This window comes from Blautia sp. CAG:257 (assembly GCF_000433815.1).
Taxonomy (GTDB): Bacteria; Bacillota; Clostridia; order Lachnospirales; family Lachnospiraceae; genus Blautia_A; species Blautia_A caecimuris.
On the sequence record NZ_HF999070.1, the window covers coordinates 1 to 19,918 of the forward strand.

Below are 19,918 nucleotides of genomic sequence, written 5' to 3' on the forward strand. Positions count from 1 at the left end.
TATCAATTTAATATAGCAATTATTTAATATTCGTTATACTAGAGCCAGTGTGCCAATGCGTACCAGAAAACATAGGCTTCAATCAGGAACAACAAGATCTAAACCGCAAACGACATTCCAAGTGGGATATTATATTGATTCTACATGTTATGTAGATTCTTTAACTGGAAAAATAACAGGTAAAGGTAACACTACCGTCACTGTACAAGGAATCCATATAGGGGCTTCTTATAGCGGAAGACTTGTTAATACATCTGCATCTCAAAGTATTAACTCAAATGGTAAATCGGTTACAGTTACTGTTAATACAAAATTCGCATTTACTTTCTACCTAAAAAATGTAGCTGTATATACAGATTATTTTACTTTCACTGATACATTCCCTGCACCATCATAATATATACATCAACTTTCTACTTTAGAATATGCAAGTATCTTACATAATTACAAAATAATTTAATTCATATATCTATATAGGCTAAAAGGAAACTTAAAATAAAAAAATCATCTTTTTCCATATAAAAGCTGAAATAATAGTTGCTAAATATATATTCCAGGTACAAAATAACCTTACAGTGTATCATTTTATTTGCAGTGTATATAAATGGAATAACTATCTTTTTCGTCCCCAAAAGGAGCTTCCGCAAAGTGGATTTCCCTTCCACTTTTGCAGAAACTCCTTTTTTTATTTGGCATAGGATCACAGTTCTCCCCGGCTCTCTGCTCCCGATACATGATCTTTATTTCTGGGGAAATGCAGCCTGATACACATCCTCCTGCTCCGGCAGGTGGGTAACATAGCCTACAGGGATTTTGTTTTCTGTGGCTTCTATTATTTTTCTGGCGCCCTCTGCGCCAAAGGCTCCGCACAGCTCAATACAGTCAATTCCATTTTCATACAGGTTTCTGGCTGTCCGGCAGGCATCTTCTATATCTGCAACGCCGATCAGCTGAGACACGCCGTTATGGATTGCCGCTTTATCTGTTTCACTGTTAAATTTTCCCATAATTAAAAATGCAAACTTCATCCTTTTACCTCCATTTTCAGACATATTTCTGATAAATCACCTGGAACTCCTTATTTCTGAGCCTTACTTTTTCGTCTGCTGCAAAAGCTTATTTTCTTATTTACTTTTCACTTTCAGTTTGTATCTCTTCCACTGGGACACTGCCCTGGTCACTGCAAACAGAACCCAGAATACTGCACTTCCGGCTGCTCCTGCCTCCAGACCCGGAGCCTCAAATTTCAGTTCCAGACTGTGATCTCCCTCCGGGAGCCGACATGCCAGAAAACCAATATCACCTCTTAAAAGCTCTGTTTCCTTCCCGTCAATGGTAAGGCTCCAGCCCTTTTCATAGGGGATCATAAACAGTCCATATCCGTCAGCTTCCGCATGAACGGTTCCTGTAATATAAGCATCCTTTTCCGGATCATCCAGAATGATCTGTGAGGCCTCCATTACCTGCCTGTCCTGTTCGGAAACAACGTTTCCAATATCAGAAACCTCTTCCAGATCTGTCGGCCCATATGTGAGATCATTATCTGAGAGTTTCACAGCGTTGTTTTCTTCTTCTGAGTTTCCGCCGCTCTTCAGCGTCTCTGTCTCTGAGCCCTCTTCTTCCTGAGGAAGAGCGATCACGCTTTCCAGAAGCTCATCTCTGTTTTCCTCCGTGCACAGAGCCTTCATACTTTCCTCTGTCACCGCATCCGTATAAAAATGCGCGGTTCCTGCCTGAGCCTCATTCTCATGAATATAAAGGCTTCCCACCCTGTCAAGAAGCTTCCAGCCATCCTGAGGTGTTTCCTGTCCGGAAAGCAGATAGCGTATTCCAAGGAACGCCGCAAGACGGTTCTCTTCTACATTGTTCCAGAAGGTGTAATGGTTCTGATCCGCAAAAAACAGCTCCGGACAGCAGGTTTCCACAAATTCCTTCACATAGCCGTTCATAACGGAATTATAAGAAGAAATACCATTATAGCCCTGAGCGGAGGCATCCATGGCAACTGTTCCTGATATGTAATCCTTTTCCACCCGGTAAAAGCTCTGGTCTTTCTGTTCCAGATAATCCAGACACTGCCCCAGGTCTGCCCGATACATTTCTCTGAAAAAATCCTGTGGCTTGTTCATTTCTGCCCGGTATTTTGTTTCTTTATCATCTGATTTCCTGTCTGCTTCATACTGAGCCATTTCCTGTCCCATAAGCTCTGCAGGCGTATCAGTTTTTTTCATGGTAACTCTTGCCTGGAAGTTCGTTGCGCCCTCAGACGCTACATTCACCAGAAGAGCCAAAGCCAGCACAGCCATGATCCCCTGCCGCGCAGTCTGCTTATGTACAAAATTTAAAAGAACAAGACACACTGCCGTCACGATTCCTGTCACTGCCAGGATCATGATATTTCTTTTATATTCTGCAAATCCTGCCTGTTTCCAGCCTTCCATGTACGCCCAGCCCATAAGAGCTGTTACCGCCAGAATCAGAGTCAGGCAGAGCTTTCCGCCCTTTCTCAGATAATCCCACATCCATGCCATTGCCATAAGAAAAAACGGAATCAGAACAAAGGTATATCTTTGCGTAGGCTTTGTGAAATAATTAAACACAGTTCCTCCAACCGGAAAGACCACTCCGGCAAAAATCAGAACAGCAGCGCTATACAGCACTGTTTTTGCCCTTTTATTCATCTGGGCTTTGCGCAGTACAAAAAGGAACTGGACACTCAGAAACACTGCCAGCACAGAGCAGAAAAATATGGGATCCTCATAGTAATTCATGGCATAGGACTGAGGGCCTTTGGCAAGGCCAAAGCCGTTCTGCAGGTTGCTGGAAAACAGATGTTTTACCATGGAATCATAGACTTTTGTATGATAAGGAGTAAAACACTGCTGAAGCCACTGAAAAAACCCGGTTCCCTGACCTTCAAGCCGGGAAGAAACATTCAGAAGCACCTCCGCCATAGGAAGAAATACCGCAAGGCTCATCCCCACGCCCAGAAGGATCTCTCCGCATCCCAGCAGGAACCGCCTCACTCTCTGTGCCAATGTCATTTCCTCCGCCATCAGGATTCTGAAAAGAAGATAAAGTCCTGTGGCAGCCAGACACATATAGGTGAAATACACGCTGTAAATCCCACAGAGAAATACCATCACCGGAAAAAATCCTCTTCCTCTTTTTTTCTGGATAAATTTTTCACAGAAAAGCAAAAGCAGAGGAAGGTAGATCACTGCTGTTCCAAACTGGTAATGTTGTCCCCACACCAGAAGGAAACCGCTGAAGCCGTATGCATAGGCGGCAGCCAGCTTCGCCCTGGGACTGAAGGAAAACTGAGATAAAAACCAGTAAAAGACCAGCCCCGCTGCCAGCATTTTTATGATCTGTATCACATTGATAAAAAGTAGCATGTGCGCAGGTCCCAGAATTACTCCCAGTCCATACAGCAGCATCAGGAAGGGATCGAACAGGTTGAAATTAAAAAGATTCACGCCCAGTCCATTGGAAAAATCCCACAGAGAAAAGCTTCCGTCCCGGATGTCGTTGACAATGGCAGTGTAATTCATAATATACTGCTGCCAGGTGTCGCTTCCGATATCATTAAAAATCATCAGCTGATCTCCAAAAAGATAGTCCCGGAACATGAACATGCTGCTGACTGTCATCAGCAGAAACAAAAGCGCCGGATATTTCAGATCTTTTCCACACCATTTAGCAAAAGCGGTGGCTTTATCCACCGCTCTTTTTGTCCTATGTGTATTATTCATATCTGCTTACATGATCTCCTTCAGATAACGGGCAAGGGCATCCTGCCAGTCCGGAAGGCGGGTAAAGCCGTGTTCTGTCAGCTTTTTCTTTTCCAGGCGGCTGTTGGAAGGTCTTTTTGCCTTTGCCGGATACTGATCGGAGCTTACCGGAGTTACCGTTACGTTCATTCCTGCCTGACGGAAGATCTCCTTTGCAAAATCACACCAGGAAATATATCCGCCCTCATTTGTCACATGATACTTTCCGTACTCTTCTTTTTCCAGCATATCCACAAGAAGCCGGGCCAGATCATAGGTGTAGGTAGGAGTGCCGATCTGGTCGTCCACAACAGTCAATGTATCATGAGTTTTTCCCAGATTCAGCATAGTCTTGATAAAATTCTTTCCATTGACGCCAAATACCCAGGCAATACGCACAATATAATACTTGTCGGTATATTTTTCTACTGCAAGCTCGCCCTCATATTTTGTCTGACCGTAAACATTCAGCGGCTGTACCACCGGATCATCCGGTTCCCAGGGACGGGTTCCCTGACCGTCAAACACATAGTCTGTGCTTAAATAGATCATTGGGATATCCATTTCTCCACACATTCTGGCAATGTTTTCAGTTCCCTCTGCATTGACCTTGCGGCACATTTCTGTTTCATCCTCTGCCGCATCCACAGCAGTCCATGCAGCGCAGTGAACCATTTTGTCCGGACGCACCTCTTCCATCACTCTGCGCACAGCCTCCGCGTCTGTGATGTCCATTTCCGCCACGTCTACGCCTACTCCCTCATAGCCTCTTTTTGCAAGCTCGTTCATTACATCGTGGCCAAGCTGTCCTTTTACTCCTGTAACCAATACCTTCATACCAAACCTCCTATATCCTTTTCAGCGAAAAATCCTGACTCTTTAATGTCAGGTTCGGATTATAATAAGGATCTCCGTCCCTCATAATATCCGGCCAGCGTCTTTCAAAAATCTGAATCTCTTTATTAAACCGCGCAACCTTTTCCGGCGTATCCTCAAGACCTCTTGACTTTGACTCATAATGATACAGCTCTGCATAAGGATTGTACACAATGAGATAGCCTGCGGCTCTCAGCTTCATACAGAAATCAATATCGTTAAAAGCAACTGCCAGCTCCTCCGTAAGGCCTCCTACCTCATCAAAAGCAGACCGTTTTACCATCATGCAGGCTGCTGTAACTGCGCTGTAATCCTGAGCGCAGATGATTCTGTGGCAGTAACCTGTGGTTCCTCTTGGCTGCAGCACAAAGCAATGTCCTGCAATGCCTCCGAAACCAATGACAACTCCCGCATGCTGAATAGTGTCGTCCTCATAATACATTCTTGCTCCCACAGCTCCCACATCGCTTCGCATACAGTATCCCAGAAGCTGTTCCAGACAGTCCTCATTGATAATTTCCGTATCATTGTTCAGAAGCAGGATATATTCACCCTTTGCAAAAGTGGCTCCGTAATTATTGATAGCAGAATAGTTAAACTCTCTGTCCCAGTAAACCACATGAGCCTTTGGATTCTCTGCCTCCAGCTTTTTATAATACTGGAAGGTTTCCTCCTCCGTACTGTTGTTTTCCACAATAATATACTCGTAATTCTGATATGTGGATTTTTTGTCAATGGAATCCATGCACCGCTTCAGATCTGCAATATGATCCTTATTGGGAATAATAATGGAGATCAGCGGATCATGGTCCCGGATAAACCTTGTGCGGTAAAGACCCAGAAACTCTCCCTGAAGCACCTCTGCGTTGATCCCGGTTCTCTTATAATGCTCTTCAATAGCCCGTTTTCCTGCCTCAAAAGCATAGGTCTTGCTTTCCGGATTCTCTGCTGTGGAATCCTCATGGCAGCGCCAGTGATAAAGGATCTTGGGAATATGATAAATCTGTTCCGGCTTTACATTTTCCACACAGCGGAAAATAAAATCATAATCCTGAGCCCCGTCAAACTCCTTACGAAGCATTCCAACCTGACTGATGATCTCTCTGTCCACCACAAAAAGATGGCAGATGTAGTTTACCGTACACAAAAGATCCGGATTGTAATCCGGCTTAAAATGAGGCTGGAAAAACTTGTGGCCATCCATGGACATTTTATCCTCATCGGAATAAAGAATACGGATGTCCCTGTTTTCATTTAATGCCTTTACGCACTGGAACAGCGCGTGAGGCGTCAGCTCATCATCGTGATCTGCAAAAGCAATGTAATCGCCTGTGGCAGCCTCAATTCCCGCATTGGTATTTTCAGAGATCTGCAGAGCCTTCTCATGATAGATCACTTTAATCCTTTCATCTGAAGCAGCCAGAGATTCCAGAAGCTTACGGATGGGAGAATCGGCTCCGCTGCCGTCCGACAGACAAAGCTCCCAGTTTGGATAGGTCTGAGCCTTTACAGTATCCACAAGCTGGCGGAGATATTTCTCCGGCGTTTTATATAAAGGCACCACAATGGAAATCCTGGGCTGATATTCAAATTTTGTCCTTCTCTGCTTTTCCAGCTCCTTTGAGCCTGGAAGATGGCGGACGATCCATTTCTGATAGGGAATCTCCCTTGTGGACGCAGTTTTTACCTTGGATACCACCTTGCCTACCATAGCTGCGCTTCCCTGGCTTTTCCAGTACCTGAGACCTTTTTTTGCATATTTCTCTATTTTTTTCCGAAAAACAACAGCCGGATTCAAATGAACAATATGGACTGATTTTGTGTCTCCTGCGTAAAAAACAAGATACAGAAGCTTTCCGGTAAGATTTGTAAGTTCCACAAAAAATCCGGACTTGTCTTTGCTGTCCATTTCCTCATAAAGCTGTTCCACATCCACACGTTCGGTACGAAGGATCTCCGCATTTAATTTCTGTTTGTTTTCATCAAAAATCTGGATTTTTACCGGCTCGTCTGCAACTGCCCAGCCTCTGATCCGGAGAAAACCCTGCTGCACCTTTTCCTCTTCAATAAAAAACTGAGGCTTTCCCCTTCTTTTTTCCAGCTCTCTTGCTGAAACAGAAAACCAGCAGATCCGCCGGTCCGGCATATCCGCATATACAGTCAGCTTCTGACACCCTTCCAGGGACTGAGGAAGACGCACAGACGCAGTGATCCTCTCGCCTCTCATCAGATCCGGATCTTTAAATCTTTCCAGGGCGCTGACTACCTCCAGGCGCTGAATTTCCGCCTTTACCTCAGAGCCGTCCAGACAGGCGCGCATTTTTGCTTCCTTTGGCCAGGTTCCCTGCAGAATATACTGACAGGGATCCTTCAGGTGAAACCGGTCCTTTGTTACCTCAAAAATCTCTCTTGACATATCCAACCTCACAATTTCTCAGTCTTCTCTCAGGGAACAGTCGCCCTCTGTCACAGACAGATTGGGACTGTAATAAGGATCGCCATTTTTCAGCTGATCTTCCCATTTTTCCCGAAAACGTGTTATTTCCTTTTCAAAACGGTACTGTTTCTCAGGAGTATCCTCCAGACCTCTTGATTTGGATTCATAGTGATACAGCTCCGCATAAGGGGTAAAGACGATTTTTTTGCCCATATCCCTTATTTTCATGCAAAGATCAATATCATTAAAGGCCACACGGAAGCTTTCGTCAAAGCCTCCCGCTGCCCGGAAATCACGGGCATCCACAAGCATACAGGCTGCTGTCACAGCGCTGATCTCCTGAACGCTTACCATTCTTCCGAAATATCCTGCATCCTCCCTGGACGCCCGGCACATCACATGACCTGCAATGCCGCCAAGACCCAGAACCACACCGGCATGCTGAATGGTGTCATCCGGATAATACAGCTTGGCTCCCACAACGGACACCTCTTTCTGCTGGCAGATTCCAAGCATTTCCTCCATCCAGCCGGGTGTCAGGATCTCCACATCGTTGTTCAGAAACAGAAGGTATTCTCCCTTTGCCTGCTCTGCGGCAAAATTATTGATGGAGGAATAATTGAACTCTTTTCCCCAGGTCAGAACTCTCACCCTTGGATAACGCTCATGAAGCTTCTCATAATAGGCAAAGGTTTCTTTTTCCTCACTATTGTTTTCTACAACTAAAACCTCATAATTCTCATAGGAGGTGCGCTTTGCCATGGAAGAAAGACACAGCTCCAGATCTTCTGTATGGTCTTTGTTTGGAATGATTACAGAAATCAGCGGATTTCCCTGGATCTCCAGTCTGCTTCTGTACCAGCCGGGCCGTTCTGTCATCTCCACTCTTGCCGGGATTCCCATTCTCTTATAATGCTCTTCCACAGCCTTTCGTCCCGCTTCAAAAGCATAGGCCTTGCTTTCCGGATCTGCCGCCGTGGAATCCATATGACAGCGCCAGTGATACAGAACCTTTGGAATATGGACAATCTTTTCTGCCTTTTCGCAGCAGCGGAAAATAAAATCAAAATCCTGGGCTCCGTCAAATTCTTTCCGGAAATATCCCGCCTGCTCTGCCACCTGCCTCTTTACTGCAAAAATATGACAGATATAATTATTATCCCGGAAACGGAACAGATTAAAATCCGATTTAAAATGAGGATCAAAATAATGCTGTCCGTCCATGCTTACCTTGTCCTCATCTGTGTAAATCACATCAGCATCCTGATCATTAATTGCCTTTACAATCTCAAACAGCGCGTCAGGCTCCAGAGTATCGTCATGGTCACAGAGCATCAGATATTCCCCTCTGGCAAGCTCCATGGCCTTATTGGTGTTCACAGAAATACCGCCGTTGGATTTCAGCTTTTTGTAGCTGATTCTTACCTCATGTCTGTAATTTTTTTTCAGAAACTCATGAACGGTTTCGTCCGGGCTTCCGTCTGCCAGACAAAGCTGCCAGTTTCCATAGGTCTGTTTTCTTATGGACTCAATCAGCTCCTTCAGATAGGGAAGGGGCGTACAGTAAAGAGGGATCACAATACTGATCAGAGGCTTTCTGTCAAGAGAAGTATGCTTCTGCTTCCATGCCTGACGCCGGCTCAGAGAATGACGTTTCAGCCATTGTTCATAATCTCCCTGAGTGTTTTCCTGACGGTTCAGAAGCCTGTTAAAAAATCCCTTTGGCCTTTGCTCTTTACGAAGCTTCTGAATATCTACCTCATAAGTCTTTTCCACAGAAGATCCTGTAAATTTAAGCAGAAGCTTCTTTCCTGAAATTTCATCTAAAGAGGCTGAAATACGGAATCCGATTTCCTGATTTTTATAAATCGCATCAAGACTGCAGCGCTCCACCACATCCGGCCGCCGTCCCCTGCTCATTCTGCAGGCAATGGGGCTTCCGTCCTCATTTACAAAAGCGATCTCTGTGCCGCCTCTCTGATCCACAGCCCATCCCTGGATTTCCAGCATGGTATCATAAAGGATTTCCACTCTGTCCAGATGATATTCCAGCAGGCTTTGGTTCAGAAAGCTTTTCAGCTCATCTGCGCTCTTCTTCCACAAAGAAACTCGTTTTTCTCCGTCTGTAAGAAACAGCTCGATCTGCTGAAACTGTTCTGCAAGCTGATCTGCCTTTGGAATCCGCAGTCGGAAGCCCGGAAGGAACTCTCCAAAATCCACTGCCAGAGCCTGTGCCACATCCGGTCTTTCATATCTCTCAGGATCAGCCAGAACAAGCTCCTGATTTCCGTCTCCCATCAGACAGAAGCTCATTTCCTGTCTGTCGGATCCGGCGTACCAGCCGCCAAGGATTAACACCTGTTCATGTCTGTCATCATATTTTTCTTCATCAATGCTGAAGCGCAATTCTTCCATATTTCATCCTCATTCTGTCTGATCTGAAGGCCGGAATTTTGCCATCAGACCTTTTTTCTGTCATTTCTCTCTGACAGCGTATTTTTTCTTAATGCTTCTGTACAATTTCCAGACTTTTGTATTTTCCATCTGACTGATCTTTTCTTTCAGTCTGCGGATCTCTTCATCCTTTTCCGCTGACACCAAGCCAAAGCTCTTCCAGAACTTTTCCCCTGCGTCCTGAGCTTTCATGATCTCAATTTCAATCCTGAGCCTTTTCTCTCCGCTGATATTTCCGATCACAACCTGGGGATCTCCCCCGCCAAAATAATAGCTGTCCGCTCCTACCGGGAAGCCGTTTGTGGTAAAGTCCGCTTTTATGTCATTTTCAAAAGCAAGTTTCCGAAGAACCAGACCTCCTGCCGCTTCTCCCGGATCAAGACGAAGGTTCTTCACATCCTCCGGTATTTCAAGTTCCATGCTGATCCCTGCTCTGCTCATAGGATAAGCTTCTGAATCTTCCTCAGAAAATCCATTTCCCCGGTCAAAAAACACCTGAAGCCTCCGCTCTGCTCCTGCTGCCCTCATCTGCTCATAATAGGGAAGAATCTCCACCTTGCCCGGAGAAACGTCTTCATACATGGAAAGAAGAGGCACATGACTTCCCTGCATATACTTCTGGAAATTCCTTTCCATTTCTCCGTAAACAGCAAGCTCCTCCTGAGTAATGCCTGCTTTGCCATAAAAATCCCTGTCCTTCAGAACACGGCGCTTTCCGTCGCTTTCCAGATAATAATGGATCATCCGGTACAGGATAAAGCCTGCAGGAACCGGAAAGTCAAAGGTCCACTCATAATCGATCACAACCTGTCTGTCCTTCAGAATCAGAATATTGGCAGGAACCAGGTCAATATTGGACATTTTTGCGCAGGAATACTCTCCGGTCAGCTCTACGTCCCCGAATACCTGTACAAACTCCGGCGTTTTGATAAAGGTATCTGTGCTGTGAAGGTTCTGAACCTTTTTCAGATAATAAAAGAACAGTTCCTCCAGTTCAGAAAGTTTTCCCTGAGCCAGAAGCTGATCCAGCTTTTCTTCCAGAGTCATTCCCTCCAGATATTCCAGTCTTGCAGCTTTGTTTACTGTTTTGCAAAGGTTAAGCTCCAGACCCTGCTTTTTATAAGCTTCTGTAAGCTCTGTATAAATCCGTTCCAGACCGGCTGTATGCTCACAGGCCTTTTCACTGACAGGAAGCTTCTGCACATATCTCTCAAATCTTCCCGGCTCACAGATATCTGTTCTCAGAGCAAAACGGGCATCCCGCTCATTGGAAAATTTAGTATACACAATTTCCGGACAGATCTGTTCTTTTCCGATCAGAAGAAGAAAGGAATTGGAAAACTCCGGGAACATGTCATTGTCCAGAAGAGAATCATACACAGGAGATTCCTGAAAAAGCTGCAGGCGCAGCCGATCAAAGTTTGTCTCCATACGGTTCAGCTCGCCCTTTAAGGGAAGGCGTCTGTCAGAATATATGGTCATGGGAAGCTTATAGTCCGGAAACGGATAATACCACTGCGCTTTCAGATTCCCTGCCTTTTCCAGAATTTCTGTAAGCTCTTTTTTAGTAAAGGTTTTTACGCCCTTTGTTGTGGGATAGCCTTCCAGCCCTTCAAACAGTGTTCCAAAGTGATCCTCCGTGCAGCCTGCCCAGTATTTCAGACCAAAACGGTTTTCAATGGCAAGAACGATCTGTCCGTCCGGTTTCAGATGACGGGCAATGGTTTTCAGGAAATCCACATAAGGAGTCTCGCTCTGAATATAGTTTTCCCCATACTCAAAAACGCCGATCAGAGTAATGTAATCATACTTCTCCGTCAGCGCAGGCTCGATCTCCTGAAAATTCCCCATAAGTATTGTGAGATTTTCACAGTCCTTATGTCTCCAGGCATTGATCTCACTTCGTTTTTTTGACAGCTCAATACAGGTGACCTTCTCTGCTTTTTCACAGAGCGCACCTGTAATGGCTCCGCAGCCGGAACCGATCTCCAGCACATTTTCCTTTCCGGTAAACGGAAGCCAGCTTAAAATATTTTCCCTTATATGGGAAAAATGATAGAGAATGGGCCAGCTTTTCCGCTCTGCGATCACCTGGTTCCACTGCTCTTTCGGATAAGCTCTGGCAATTTCCAGCATCTCATCTTCTATGGCTCCGTCACTGTATAAATCCTGTCCCGGATAACAGGTATCATCCAGGACTGCCTTACCGATTTTTTCTATCATGCTTTTTCTCCGTAGCGAATCTCCACTTTTGAGTTCATATCATAAAATCCAACCGTGTTCTTGTTGGAAACCACTGTGATATTACATGCGTCATACAGTCTGTGGAAAACTGTAAACTCACCGTCCTTGTACCCGGTGCAGCCAAAGGAAAGAAGATATTCCCCTCCCTGCAGGAACATTTCCTGCTCAAAGGTCACTGTACAGCTATCTCCTGTCTGAGAGTGTTCCACAGATTTCTTTTCAAACAGAGTATTGGTTCCTGTGATCTCTGTACCCTTAATATCTTTAAAGGTATAGGCCATAATCGGCTCCTGAATATCCTGATGAAATACCACCTTCATCCGTATCCGGAAACTGCTGCCCTTTTCAATGGTATTGGTACAGCGGTCCTTGTCATCCAGAACTGCAAAATCCACAATCTCCGCAAGCTTGGTACCATATTCCAGCATATTGGGATTTACCTGGAACTGCTGGCTCCAGCTTTCTTTCTGCTCTTCTTTCTTTTCCTCTGCCTTTGCAGGATCCTGGCCTACCAGAAGCTGCTTGTACATATCCACCATCTGTTTTGGAGAACCTTCTTCCAGCTTCACTCCCTTATTCAAAAGAATCACTCTGTCACAGTACCGGGAAATACTGCTTAAATCGTGGCTGACAAAAAGAATGGTTTTGCCCATCTTTTTAAATTCTTCAAATTTCCGGTAGCATTTTGCCTGAAAGAACACATCCCCTACAGACAGGGCCTCGTCAACGATCAGAATTTCCGGATCAATGTTAATGGCAACTGCAAATGCCAGACGGACAAACATACCGCTGGAATAAGATTTTACAGGCTGATAAACAAAATCTCCGATGTCTGCGAAGTCCAGGATATCCTGAAGTCTGGCATCCACCTCTTCTTTGGAAAATCCCATCATGGTTCCGTTGAGATATACGTTTTCGATTCCTGTATATTCCATGTTAAAGCCGGCTCCCAGTTCCAGAAGAGCGGAAATCCTTCCGTCCACCTTCACCTCTCCTGCCGTAGGGTTCAGAACTCCTGTAATGATCTTCAGGATGGTGGACTTTCCGGAACCGTTTGTTCCGATGATGCCCACAGTTTCGCCCCGCTCTACCTGAAAATTCACGTCTCTTAAAGCATAATGCTCTCTGACCGGGACCTTAAAGCCCAGAGTTTCCCGCAGTCTGTCTGAAGGCTTATTATATAATTTATACATCTTGTCCAGATGTTTTACCTGAATTGCAAATTCACTCATTTTTTTCTCCGTTTACAGTACATCTGCAAAATGTACCTGAAGTTTTTTGAACAGTCTTGTTCCAAGGAAAAACAGCACCAGGGTAAAAGCCCAGAAATAAAGGGTCAGCGCCGGATGCTGCCAGAATCCCACATGATCGATCAGGGAATCACGATATCCCTGTACCACATAAAATACCGGATTCAGCTTCAGGATCTTTGTAAGGATCCCTGTAAGACCAAGGTCGCTGAAATTCCACATAATGGGAGTTACCCATACCCCTACCTGAAGTCCGATGTTGATGATCTGACTGAGATCCCGGAAAAATACCACTACCGCGCTGGAAAAATAAGTCACTGCCAGAATCAGCATAAAAATACAGAAGCTGTAATAAATAAGCTGAATGGCATACCAGGTAGGCGGATAGCCCATGCAGGTATAGATCACCAGGACGATCAGCACAAAAAAGCAGTGGACAAACCCGGCTGAGATCACTTTTACCACAGGAAGGATACGAATATTAAAAACAACCTTTTTTACCAGATAATTATATTCCAGAAGAGAATTGGTCCCGCCGATCAGCCCGTCCTGGAAAAAGAACCAGGGCACCAGTCCGGCTACCAGCCAGAGAACAAAGGGAACTCCTCTGTCCGCTCCGCCTCTTAAAGCCAGGCCAAACACAAACCAGTATACACAGATGGTAACTACCGGCTGGATAAAGGCCCAGACTGTTCCAAAATAAGAACCTGCATATTTTGTTTTAAAATCATTTTTGGCCAGGGAAAGAACCAGCCTTCTGTTCCGGTATAGTTCCCCTGGCAGCCATGTCTCTTTTTTCAATCCTTTTTGCTCCTGTTTGCGGAATATTCCTGAAAGCTTCCCCATTTTTTGTCCTTGTCAGAAAGAATCAGCTCCATTCCTTCGGGAATCGGCCACTCTACTGCAATAACCGGGTCATTGTATGCAAGTCCGCCCTCATCATTGGGATGATAAAAATCTGTACACTTATAAGCAAACTCAGCAGAATCAGAAAGTACAAGGAAGCCATGGGCAAAGTTCTTTGGAATAAAGAACTGTTTTTTGTTTTCTGCAGAAAGCAGCACTCCGTACCACTGTCCGTAAGTAGGAGAGCCCTCACGAAGATCCACAGCCACATCATAAACCTCTCCGCTTACTACGCGGACCAGCTTATCCTGCGGATAGTTGATCTGAAAATGAAGTCCGCGAAGCACACCTTTTCTGGAGCTGGACTGATTGTCCTGAACAAACTCCTGGTCAATGCCTGCTGCCTTGTAATCATTATAATTATAAGTCTCCATAAAGTATCCCCGGTCATCTCCGAACACTGCAGGAGTGATCACCTTTAATCCTTCAATGTGACAGGTCTCTACTGTAATTTTTCCCATTTTATAAGCCCTCCGCTACTTCGATCAGATATTTTCCATATGCAGTTTTAAGAAGCGGCTGCGCCAGCTCCACAAGCTGCTCTTTATTGATAAATCCACGTTTGTAAGCAATTTCCTCAATACAGGAAATATAAAGTCCCTGACGTTTCTGGAACGCGGAAACAAAATCAGCCGCATCCAGAAGGGAATCATGGTTTCCTGTATCCAGCCATGCAAATCCTCTTCCCAGAGTTTCTACCTTCAAGGTTCCTCTGTTCAGATATTCATTGTTGATGCTTGTAATCTCAATTTCGCCTCTTGCTGAAGGCTTCACATTTTTGGCGATCTCCACTACATCATTGTCATAGAAGTAAAGTCCCGGAACCGCATAGTTTGACTTGGGATGCTCCGGCTTTTCCTCTATGGAAAGAGCTTTTCCGTCTTCGTCAAATTCTACCACGCCGTACTCTCTTGGGTCCCTTACATAATAGCCGAAGATGGTTGCTCCCTTTTCCCCTTCTGTTCTCTTATATGCGTTCTGAAGCACTCTGGAAAAGCTCTGTCCGTAAAAAATATTGTCTCCCAGAACAAGGGCAACCGCATCGTTTCCAATAAAGTCCGCGCCAATGATAAACGCATCTGCCAGCCCTCTTGGCTGCTCCTGAACCGCATACTCGAAACGCATTCCAAGCTGCTTTCCGTCTCCCAGAAGCTCTTCAAACACCGGAAGATCTCTTGGTGTGGAAATGATGAGAATTTCTCTGATCCCTGCCAGCATCAGCGTGGAAAGGGGATAGTAGATCATCGGTTTGTCATACACCGGCATGATCTGCTTGGAAATCGCTTTTGTCAATGGATATAATCTTGTTCCTGAACCGCCTGCTAAAATAATACCTTTCATATCTCTCCTCCTATTTTCTGGAACCGTACATTTTTTTCTCTTTAAAGTAAAGGGCTGTCATCAATGCCACAAGGGTCACGGCCATCACAGCCATCAATCCAAGAAGAATCTTTGACATATCGGAAAGTCCTTCCTCAGTTTCCGATTCCGGTATTTCCGCTTCTTCCTGTACTGTCTGTGTACCGGAAGTATTTTCTCCTGTTCCCGCTGCCGCTGTCTGTACCGCCTGGGGTGTGGGAGTTGCGGCAGGCGCCGCATAGCCTACATACTGTCCATTATAAAAATAACGGTTCAGCATTTTTCCGTTTTTATCCACCTGCTCTACGGTAAGCTGATCTGCTGTCACACCTTTTGGCACTGTCATTTTTTTCCCGTTGACTGTCAGTGTATCAAAATTATTAAACGCATAGTCAAAAAGCGCGATACTGTCTGTACAGTTTGCGCCCAGATCTGCTGTACGCATGGTAACTGCAATATAGGTTCTTCCGTTCCGCTCCGCAGCCACTACAAGGGTATGGCCTGCATCATTGGTATTTCCTGTTTTTCCGCCAATGCAGCCTTCATAATAAAGATTGGATTCTTTTGCCATAAGAGGCATATGAGTATGCATTCCTCTGGCCTCGCTGAGGTTTGTGGCCGGAATCGTATAATTGGCTGCGCTGATAACCTTTCGGAAACGGGGATTCTGAAGTCCTGCCCGCATGATCTTTGCCAGATCATAGGCTGTTGTATAATGATCGGAATCCGGAAGTCCGCTTGCATTGGCAAAATGCGTGTTACTGCATCCAAGCTCTCTGGCCTTCTCATTCATCATCTCAATAAACTGAGCTTCTGTTCCCCCTACATATTCTGCCATCTGAGCGCACACTTCATTGGCAGATTTAATAATGGCCGCATACCAGCAGTCCTTCATGGTAATGGTTTCTCCCAGCTTCATTCCGATGTTGGAGCTGTCCCAGGTCACATCCCGGACTCCTGTTTCTGTAAAGGTTACAGAATCCTTCGGGGAACTGTTTTCTATCGCAGTAAGCACGGTCATGATCTTTGTGGTACTTGCAGGATAACGGTATTCGTCTTTTCCTTTATCATAAAGAACCGCTCCCGTATCTGCATCGATCAGAACTGCTGTCTCAGAAACTGTGTCCGGTCCTTTGGGCCATCCCTGAATACTGTCTGAGCTTACTGCTGCCGCTGTCCCGAAATTCACAGTTACCGCCTGTACGGACACGGCAGGGAGCAGTAACGCCGCAATTCCGGCTGCCACAGTGCCTGCTATTTTATTTTTCATTGCGTTTCCTCCGTCAAAACTCAAATGAGAGTATTTTTTCTGTAATATATTCCACATCCGGCATTTCCAGATTATAGAACATGGGCAGTCTTAAAAGCCGTTCGCTTTCCCGTGTGGTATAAACATCCTCTCCGCTGAAGCGTCCGAACTTCCTGCCTGCCGGAGAACTGTGAAGAGGCACATAATGAAAGGCAGTGCAGATTCCGTTTTCTTTCAGATAAGTGATCAGCCTGCTTCTGGTTTCCAGATCCTTCACTTTTATATAATACATATGAGCATTATGCTTGCACCCTTCCGGTACAAAAGGTCTCCGGATCTTTTCCTGATCCTCCAGACTCTTCAGCCCCTCATGGTAATAGTTATAGATCTGATGCCGCTTACGGTCGATTTTTTCCGCTTCCTCAAGCTGGGCATAAAGATACGCCGCGTTCATTTCACTTGGAAGATAAGATGAGCCATAATCGATCCAGCGGTATTTATCTACCTGTCCCCGGAAAAATTTGCTTCTGTCTGTTCCTTTTTCTCTGAGGATCTCTGCTTTTTCCTGGTATTCATTTTTCTGGAAAACAAGAGCCCCGCCCTCTCCCATGGTATAGTTCTTCGTCTCATGGAAGCTGTAGCACCCGAAATCTCCAATAGTTCCCAGAGCTTTTCCATGATAATAAGCCTCTACTCCCTGAGCTGCGTCCTCCACTACCTTCAGATGATATTTTTCTGCAAGAGCCATGATCGCATCCATCTCGCAGGCAACCCCTGCATAATGGACAGGCACAATCGCCTTTGTTCTTTCTGTGATTGCCTGCTCGATCAGGTTTTCATCCATATTCATGGTATCCGGCCGGATATCCACAAACACGATCCTGGCTCCTCTCAGCACAAAAGCATCCGCCGTGGATACAAAGGTATAGGAGGGCATGATCACCTCATCCCCGGGTTCTATATCGCAGAGAAATGCCGCCATTTCCAGCGCATGAGTACAGGAGGTTGTCAGAAACACCTGATTTGCCTGAAACCTCTCCTTCATCCATGCAGAGCACAGCTTCGTATACTTGCCGTCTCCGCACAGCATTCCCTGGTCTACGGCATCTTTAATATATGTCAGTTCTTTTCCTACAATTGCAGGCCTGTTAAAATCTATCATTTGCTATTCCTGTTTCTTAATTATCTGCGTTGTCAGTTTGTTCGGAAATATTTTCTTTATCACGGATCACATACTGAGGTGTCTTATTTACATTCAGCATCAGTTTTCCCAGATATTCTCCCACAATGCCCAGCATCAGGAAACAGATACCGAACAGAACCAGCATGGCGCACATCAGCGAAGACCAGCCAATGGCAACCGCCGGATTCAGAAGCTTACGGATAAAAACGATCACTGCGCCTATAAAGCCTGCTGCCGAGAACAATGTTCCGAAAAAGGTAGCTGCCCTCAGAGGAATCACAGTAAAATTCAGGCAGGACATAAACAGCTTCAGTCCACGTTTAAAATTATAGTTGGAGGTTCCCACCTCACGCTCAAAATGTTCGATCTCTATATTTGCAATGTTGTGTGTGGTCCGGAAAAACAATACCTGAAGGAAAGTATTATAGCCGTCGTATTTGACAACCTCGTCTCTTACATACTTTCTGCAGCACCAGAAACTGCTCATCTGGATATCCTTCGGACGGTCCAGCAGATGCCACAAAAGAAACCGGCTTACTGCCCCTGTGAGATTTTTAAACCAGGAAAACTTTCTCTGTTTAAACACTCCGAACACAATATCATAGCCTTCTTCCATTTTGTCAAGGAACTGTGGGATCTGTGACGGATGATTCTGCATATCGTCATCCATTCCCAGGATCAGCTCTCCCTGAGCATAATTCATTCCGGCCATAATGGCATTGTGCTGTCCAAAATTCTTAGCCAGGTTGATTCCTTTTACATTTGGATATTTTTCTGTAAGAGCATGTATGGATTTCCAGGTATTGTCTCTGGAATAATCATTTACCAGAACAAATTCACACTCGTAATCTTTTAGTTTCTCAAATTCTTCAATTGCAAGCTCCACCACCTTGCCGATGGTCTGCTCTGAATTATAGCACGGTATAACAATCGATACCAGCATCTCTTTTGTCCCTCGTTTCTATAAGTTGAATATGACGATCCCTGCAAGTATCAGGGCAAAGCCCATAAGTTTCCGCCTGCTGAATCTTTCTTTCAGAAAAATATATCCCATTACTGATACAAAGATGTAACCTGTAGATTCCAGGATCGGTGACATGGAAAGAGGCACATGCTTCAAAGCCAGCATGGTCAGTATTACAGAACAGAAAAAAAGCCCGTAAGCTCCGATCACCATAGGATTCATATACTCCTTCAGGGTGCTTTCGTAGGTTTTATCTGCTGCCTTTTTCAGAATGATCTGAGATACAGACGAGATAAAAACCGACAGAAGCAAAAGACATACGGATATTCCAAGACTGCTCATGAATTCTCACCATCCTTTCCGGCGTTATCACTTGTCACAAGATAAATTCCTGCAAAAATCACAGCTGCTCCGGCGATCATATTCCAGGTGATCCTTTCTCCAAAGATCAGAGCTCCCCAGACGATTCCCCAGATCAGAGTTACGGGACGGTTTGCATAGGCCACAGTAAGCGGCATTCTTTTCAGGATCTGCTGCCAGATAATGGCGTAGCCGAACATGATCACAAAAACAAGTCCAAACCAGAAAATAAACGGCAGGGAAAAAATATGATCTGTATATCCGGAAGCTTTTTTTGAACAGACACCGCTTAGGGAGCTGAACAAAAGGCTGATATGCAGCAGCAAAAATGTACTTTTCTTTAAGGCATGGTCATTATTTCTCATGTTATTTTCTCACAATCATACTGTAAATTCAATGTTAATTTTCGACAAAATCTCATCCAGCCTCTCTTCGCAGTCATGAAGTTCTTTCCCTGCAAGAATGATCTGTCCGATACGATCCCTTCCATTCCGGTACTGATTCACATAATCTCCCGGCTGAATATTAAAGGAAAGATCAATGATATCCTCTGCAGGCGCATTTTCATTTCGGATCGCTTTTACGGTTCCGCTTCTGTCTGAGGTCAGAATCTTAGACAGGCTGGCGCTTCCCGGATACGGTTTGGTAAAAAGCTTTTCCGGCTCCATATCAAGGGCAAGACGCACAATAGCCTCATAATAATTGATGCCGTAATACAGTCCTACTGTTTCCGGAAGGCAGGTGGCTCCTGCTCTTCCCGTAATCTCGATCACATAAACCTTTCCGTCTTTTTCAATAAGGTCGCAGTTTACAGCACAGTTATCCAGCCCCACTGCACGGATAGCAAGCTTTACCTGACGTTT

Annotated in this window: 16 protein-coding genes and 1 pseudogene; 1 reads left to right on the top strand and 16 read right to left on the bottom strand. The window is 45.1% G+C overall.

Annotated elements, in window-relative coordinates:
* The first annotated feature begins 55 nt into the window (after positions 1-55).
* Positions 56-397, top strand: coding sequence for a hypothetical protein (locus tag QVP40_RS08710; protein WP_288200421.1), 342 nt, complete (start codon positions 56-58; stop codon positions 395-397).
* A 343-nt stretch (positions 398-740) separates the two neighbouring features.
* On the opposite strand, the gene QVP40_RS08715 is transcribed toward QVP40_RS08710, so the two are convergent.
* The 16 genes and pseudogenes from QVP40_RS08715 to QVP40_RS08790 all read right to left on the bottom strand — a co-directional run.
* Positions 741-1,028, bottom strand: a complete 288-nt coding sequence (locus QVP40_RS08715) for a DUF6506 family protein (protein WP_022068075.1) — start codon at positions 1,026-1,028, stop codon at positions 741-743.
* A gap of 96 nt (positions 1,029-1,124) precedes the next feature.
* Complete coding sequence (locus QVP40_RS08720; RefSeq protein ID WP_022068076.1) at positions 1,125-3,755, bottom strand: YfhO family protein; 2,631 nt, start codon at positions 3,753-3,755, stop codon at positions 1,125-1,127.
* 6 nt (positions 3,756-3,761) lie between these two features.
* A complete protein-coding gene (rfbD, locus tag QVP40_RS08725; protein ID WP_022068077.1) occupies positions 3,762-4,610 on the bottom strand; it encodes a dTDP-4-dehydrorhamnose reductase in 849 nt (282 codons plus the stop codon).
* Between the two features lie 10 nt (positions 4,611-4,620).
* Positions 4,621-7,065 (bottom strand): glycosyltransferase family 2 protein, encoded by a 2,445-nt coding sequence (locus QVP40_RS08730; protein ID WP_022068078.1) that lies wholly within the window; start codon positions 7,063-7,065, stop codon positions 4,621-4,623.
* Positions 7,066-7,083: 18 nt separating this feature from the next.
* Positions 7,084-9,501 (bottom strand): glycosyltransferase family 2 protein, encoded by a 2,418-nt coding sequence (locus QVP40_RS08735; RefSeq protein ID WP_022068079.1) that lies wholly within the window; start codon positions 9,499-9,501, stop codon positions 7,084-7,086.
* A 60-nt stretch (positions 9,502-9,561) separates the two neighbouring features.
* A complete protein-coding gene (locus tag QVP40_RS08740; RefSeq protein WP_022068080.1) occupies positions 9,562-11,763 on the bottom strand; it encodes a class I SAM-dependent methyltransferase in 2,202 nt (733 codons plus the stop codon).
* The gene (locus QVP40_RS08745) at positions 11,760-13,016 is read right to left on the bottom strand and encodes an ABC transporter ATP-binding protein (protein WP_022068081.1); all 1,257 of its coding nucleotides are present in this window, start codon (positions 13,014-13,016) and stop codon (positions 11,760-11,762) included. Before QVP40_RS08745 ends, QVP40_RS08740 begins: the two co-directional genes overlap by 4 nt.
* 12 nt (positions 13,017-13,028) lie before the next feature.
* Positions 13,029-13,835 (bottom strand): ABC transporter permease, encoded by an 807-nt coding sequence (locus tag QVP40_RS08750; RefSeq protein WP_022068082.1) that lies wholly within the window; start codon positions 13,833-13,835, stop codon positions 13,029-13,031.
* The gene (rfbC, locus tag QVP40_RS08755; RefSeq protein WP_022068083.1) at positions 13,832-14,401 is read right to left on the bottom strand and encodes a dTDP-4-dehydrorhamnose 3,5-epimerase; all 570 of its coding nucleotides are present in this window, start codon (positions 14,399-14,401) and stop codon (positions 13,832-13,834) included. The genes QVP40_RS08750 and rfbC overlap by 4 nt, the downstream gene beginning before the upstream one ends.
* 1 nt (position 14,402) lies before the next feature.
* Positions 14,403-15,281 (bottom strand): glucose-1-phosphate thymidylyltransferase RfbA, encoded by an 879-nt coding sequence (gene rfbA / locus QVP40_RS08760; protein WP_022068084.1) that lies wholly within the window; start codon positions 15,279-15,281, stop codon positions 14,403-14,405.
* Between the two features lie 10 nt (positions 15,282-15,291).
* Positions 15,292-16,569, bottom strand: a complete 1,278-nt coding sequence (locus QVP40_RS08765; protein WP_022068085.1) for a D-alanyl-D-alanine carboxypeptidase family protein — start codon at positions 16,567-16,569, stop codon at positions 15,292-15,294.
* Positions 16,570-16,582: 13 nt separating this feature from the next.
* Complete coding sequence (rffA, locus tag QVP40_RS08770; RefSeq protein WP_022068086.1) at positions 16,583-17,710, bottom strand: dTDP-4-amino-4,6-dideoxygalactose transaminase; 1,128 nt, start codon at positions 17,708-17,710, stop codon at positions 16,583-16,585.
* A 16-nt stretch (positions 17,711-17,726) separates the two neighbouring features.
* The gene (locus QVP40_RS08775) at positions 17,727-18,674 is read right to left on the bottom strand and encodes a glycosyltransferase family 2 protein (RefSeq protein WP_022068087.1); all 948 of its coding nucleotides are present in this window, start codon (positions 18,672-18,674) and stop codon (positions 17,727-17,729) included.
* An 18-nt stretch (positions 18,675-18,692) separates the two neighbouring features.
* Positions 18,693-19,037 carry an EamA family transporter gene (locus QVP40_RS08780; RefSeq protein WP_022068088.1) on the bottom strand — a complete coding sequence of 115 codons (345 nt, stop codon included), beginning with the start codon at positions 19,035-19,037 and terminating at the stop codon, positions 18,693-18,695.
* Positions 19,034-19,420, bottom strand: a complete 387-nt coding sequence (locus QVP40_RS08785) for a DMT family transporter (protein ID WP_022068089.1) — start codon at positions 19,418-19,420, stop codon at positions 19,034-19,036. The genes QVP40_RS08780 and QVP40_RS08785 overlap by 4 nt, the downstream gene beginning before the upstream one ends.
* Before the next feature lie 15 nt (positions 19,421-19,435).
* Positions 19,436-19,918: pseudogene (locus QVP40_RS08790) on the bottom strand (ATP-grasp domain-containing protein); the annotation flags it as partial.

Coding starts and splice junctions, on each gene's coding strand:
- QVP40_RS08730 (WP_022068078.1), bottom strand. CDS start 7,065: ATGTCAAGAGAGATTTTTGAGGTAACAAAGGACCGGTTTCACCTGAAG.
- rfbA (WP_022068084.1), bottom strand. CDS start 15,281: ATGAAAGGTATTATTTTAGCAGGCGGTTCAGGAACAAGATTATATCCA.
- QVP40_RS08735 (WP_022068079.1), bottom strand. CDS start 9,501: ATGGAAGAATTGCGCTTCAGCATTGATGAAGAAAAATATGATGACAGA.
- QVP40_RS08775 (WP_022068087.1), bottom strand. CDS start 18,674: ATGCTGGTATCGATTGTTATACCGTGCTATAATTCAGAGCAGACCATC.
- QVP40_RS08785 (WP_022068089.1), bottom strand. CDS start 19,420: ATGAGAAATAATGACCATGCCTTAAAGAAAAGTACATTTTTGCTGCTG.
- QVP40_RS08765 (WP_022068085.1), bottom strand. CDS start 16,569: ATGAAAAATAAAATAGCAGGCACTGTGGCAGCCGGAATTGCGGCGTTA.
- rfbD (WP_022068077.1), bottom strand. CDS start 4,610: ATGAAGGTATTGGTTACAGGAGTAAAAGGACAGCTTGGCCACGATGTA.
- rfbC (WP_022068083.1), bottom strand. CDS start 14,401: ATGGGAAAAATTACAGTAGAGACCTGTCACATTGAAGGATTAAAGGTG.
- QVP40_RS08715 (WP_022068075.1), bottom strand. CDS start 1,028: ATGAAGTTTGCATTTTTAATTATGGGAAAATTTAACAGTGAAACAGAT.
- QVP40_RS08745 (WP_022068081.1), bottom strand. CDS start 13,016: ATGAGTGAATTTGCAATTCAGGTAAAACATCTGGACAAGATGTATAAA.
- QVP40_RS08710 (WP_288200421.1), top strand. CDS start 56: ATGCGTACCAGAAAACATAGGCTTCAATCAGGAACAACAAGATCTAAA.
- rffA (WP_022068086.1), bottom strand. CDS start 17,710: ATGATAGATTTTAACAGGCCTGCAATTGTAGGAAAAGAACTGACATAT.
- QVP40_RS08740 (WP_022068080.1), bottom strand. CDS start 11,763: ATGATAGAAAAAATCGGTAAGGCAGTCCTGGATGATACCTGTTATCCG.
- QVP40_RS08720 (WP_022068076.1), bottom strand. CDS start 3,755: ATGAATAATACACATAGGACAAAAAGAGCGGTGGATAAAGCCACCGCT.
- QVP40_RS08780 (WP_022068088.1), bottom strand. CDS start 19,037: ATGAGCAGTCTTGGAATATCCGTATGTCTTTTGCTTCTGTCGGTTTTT.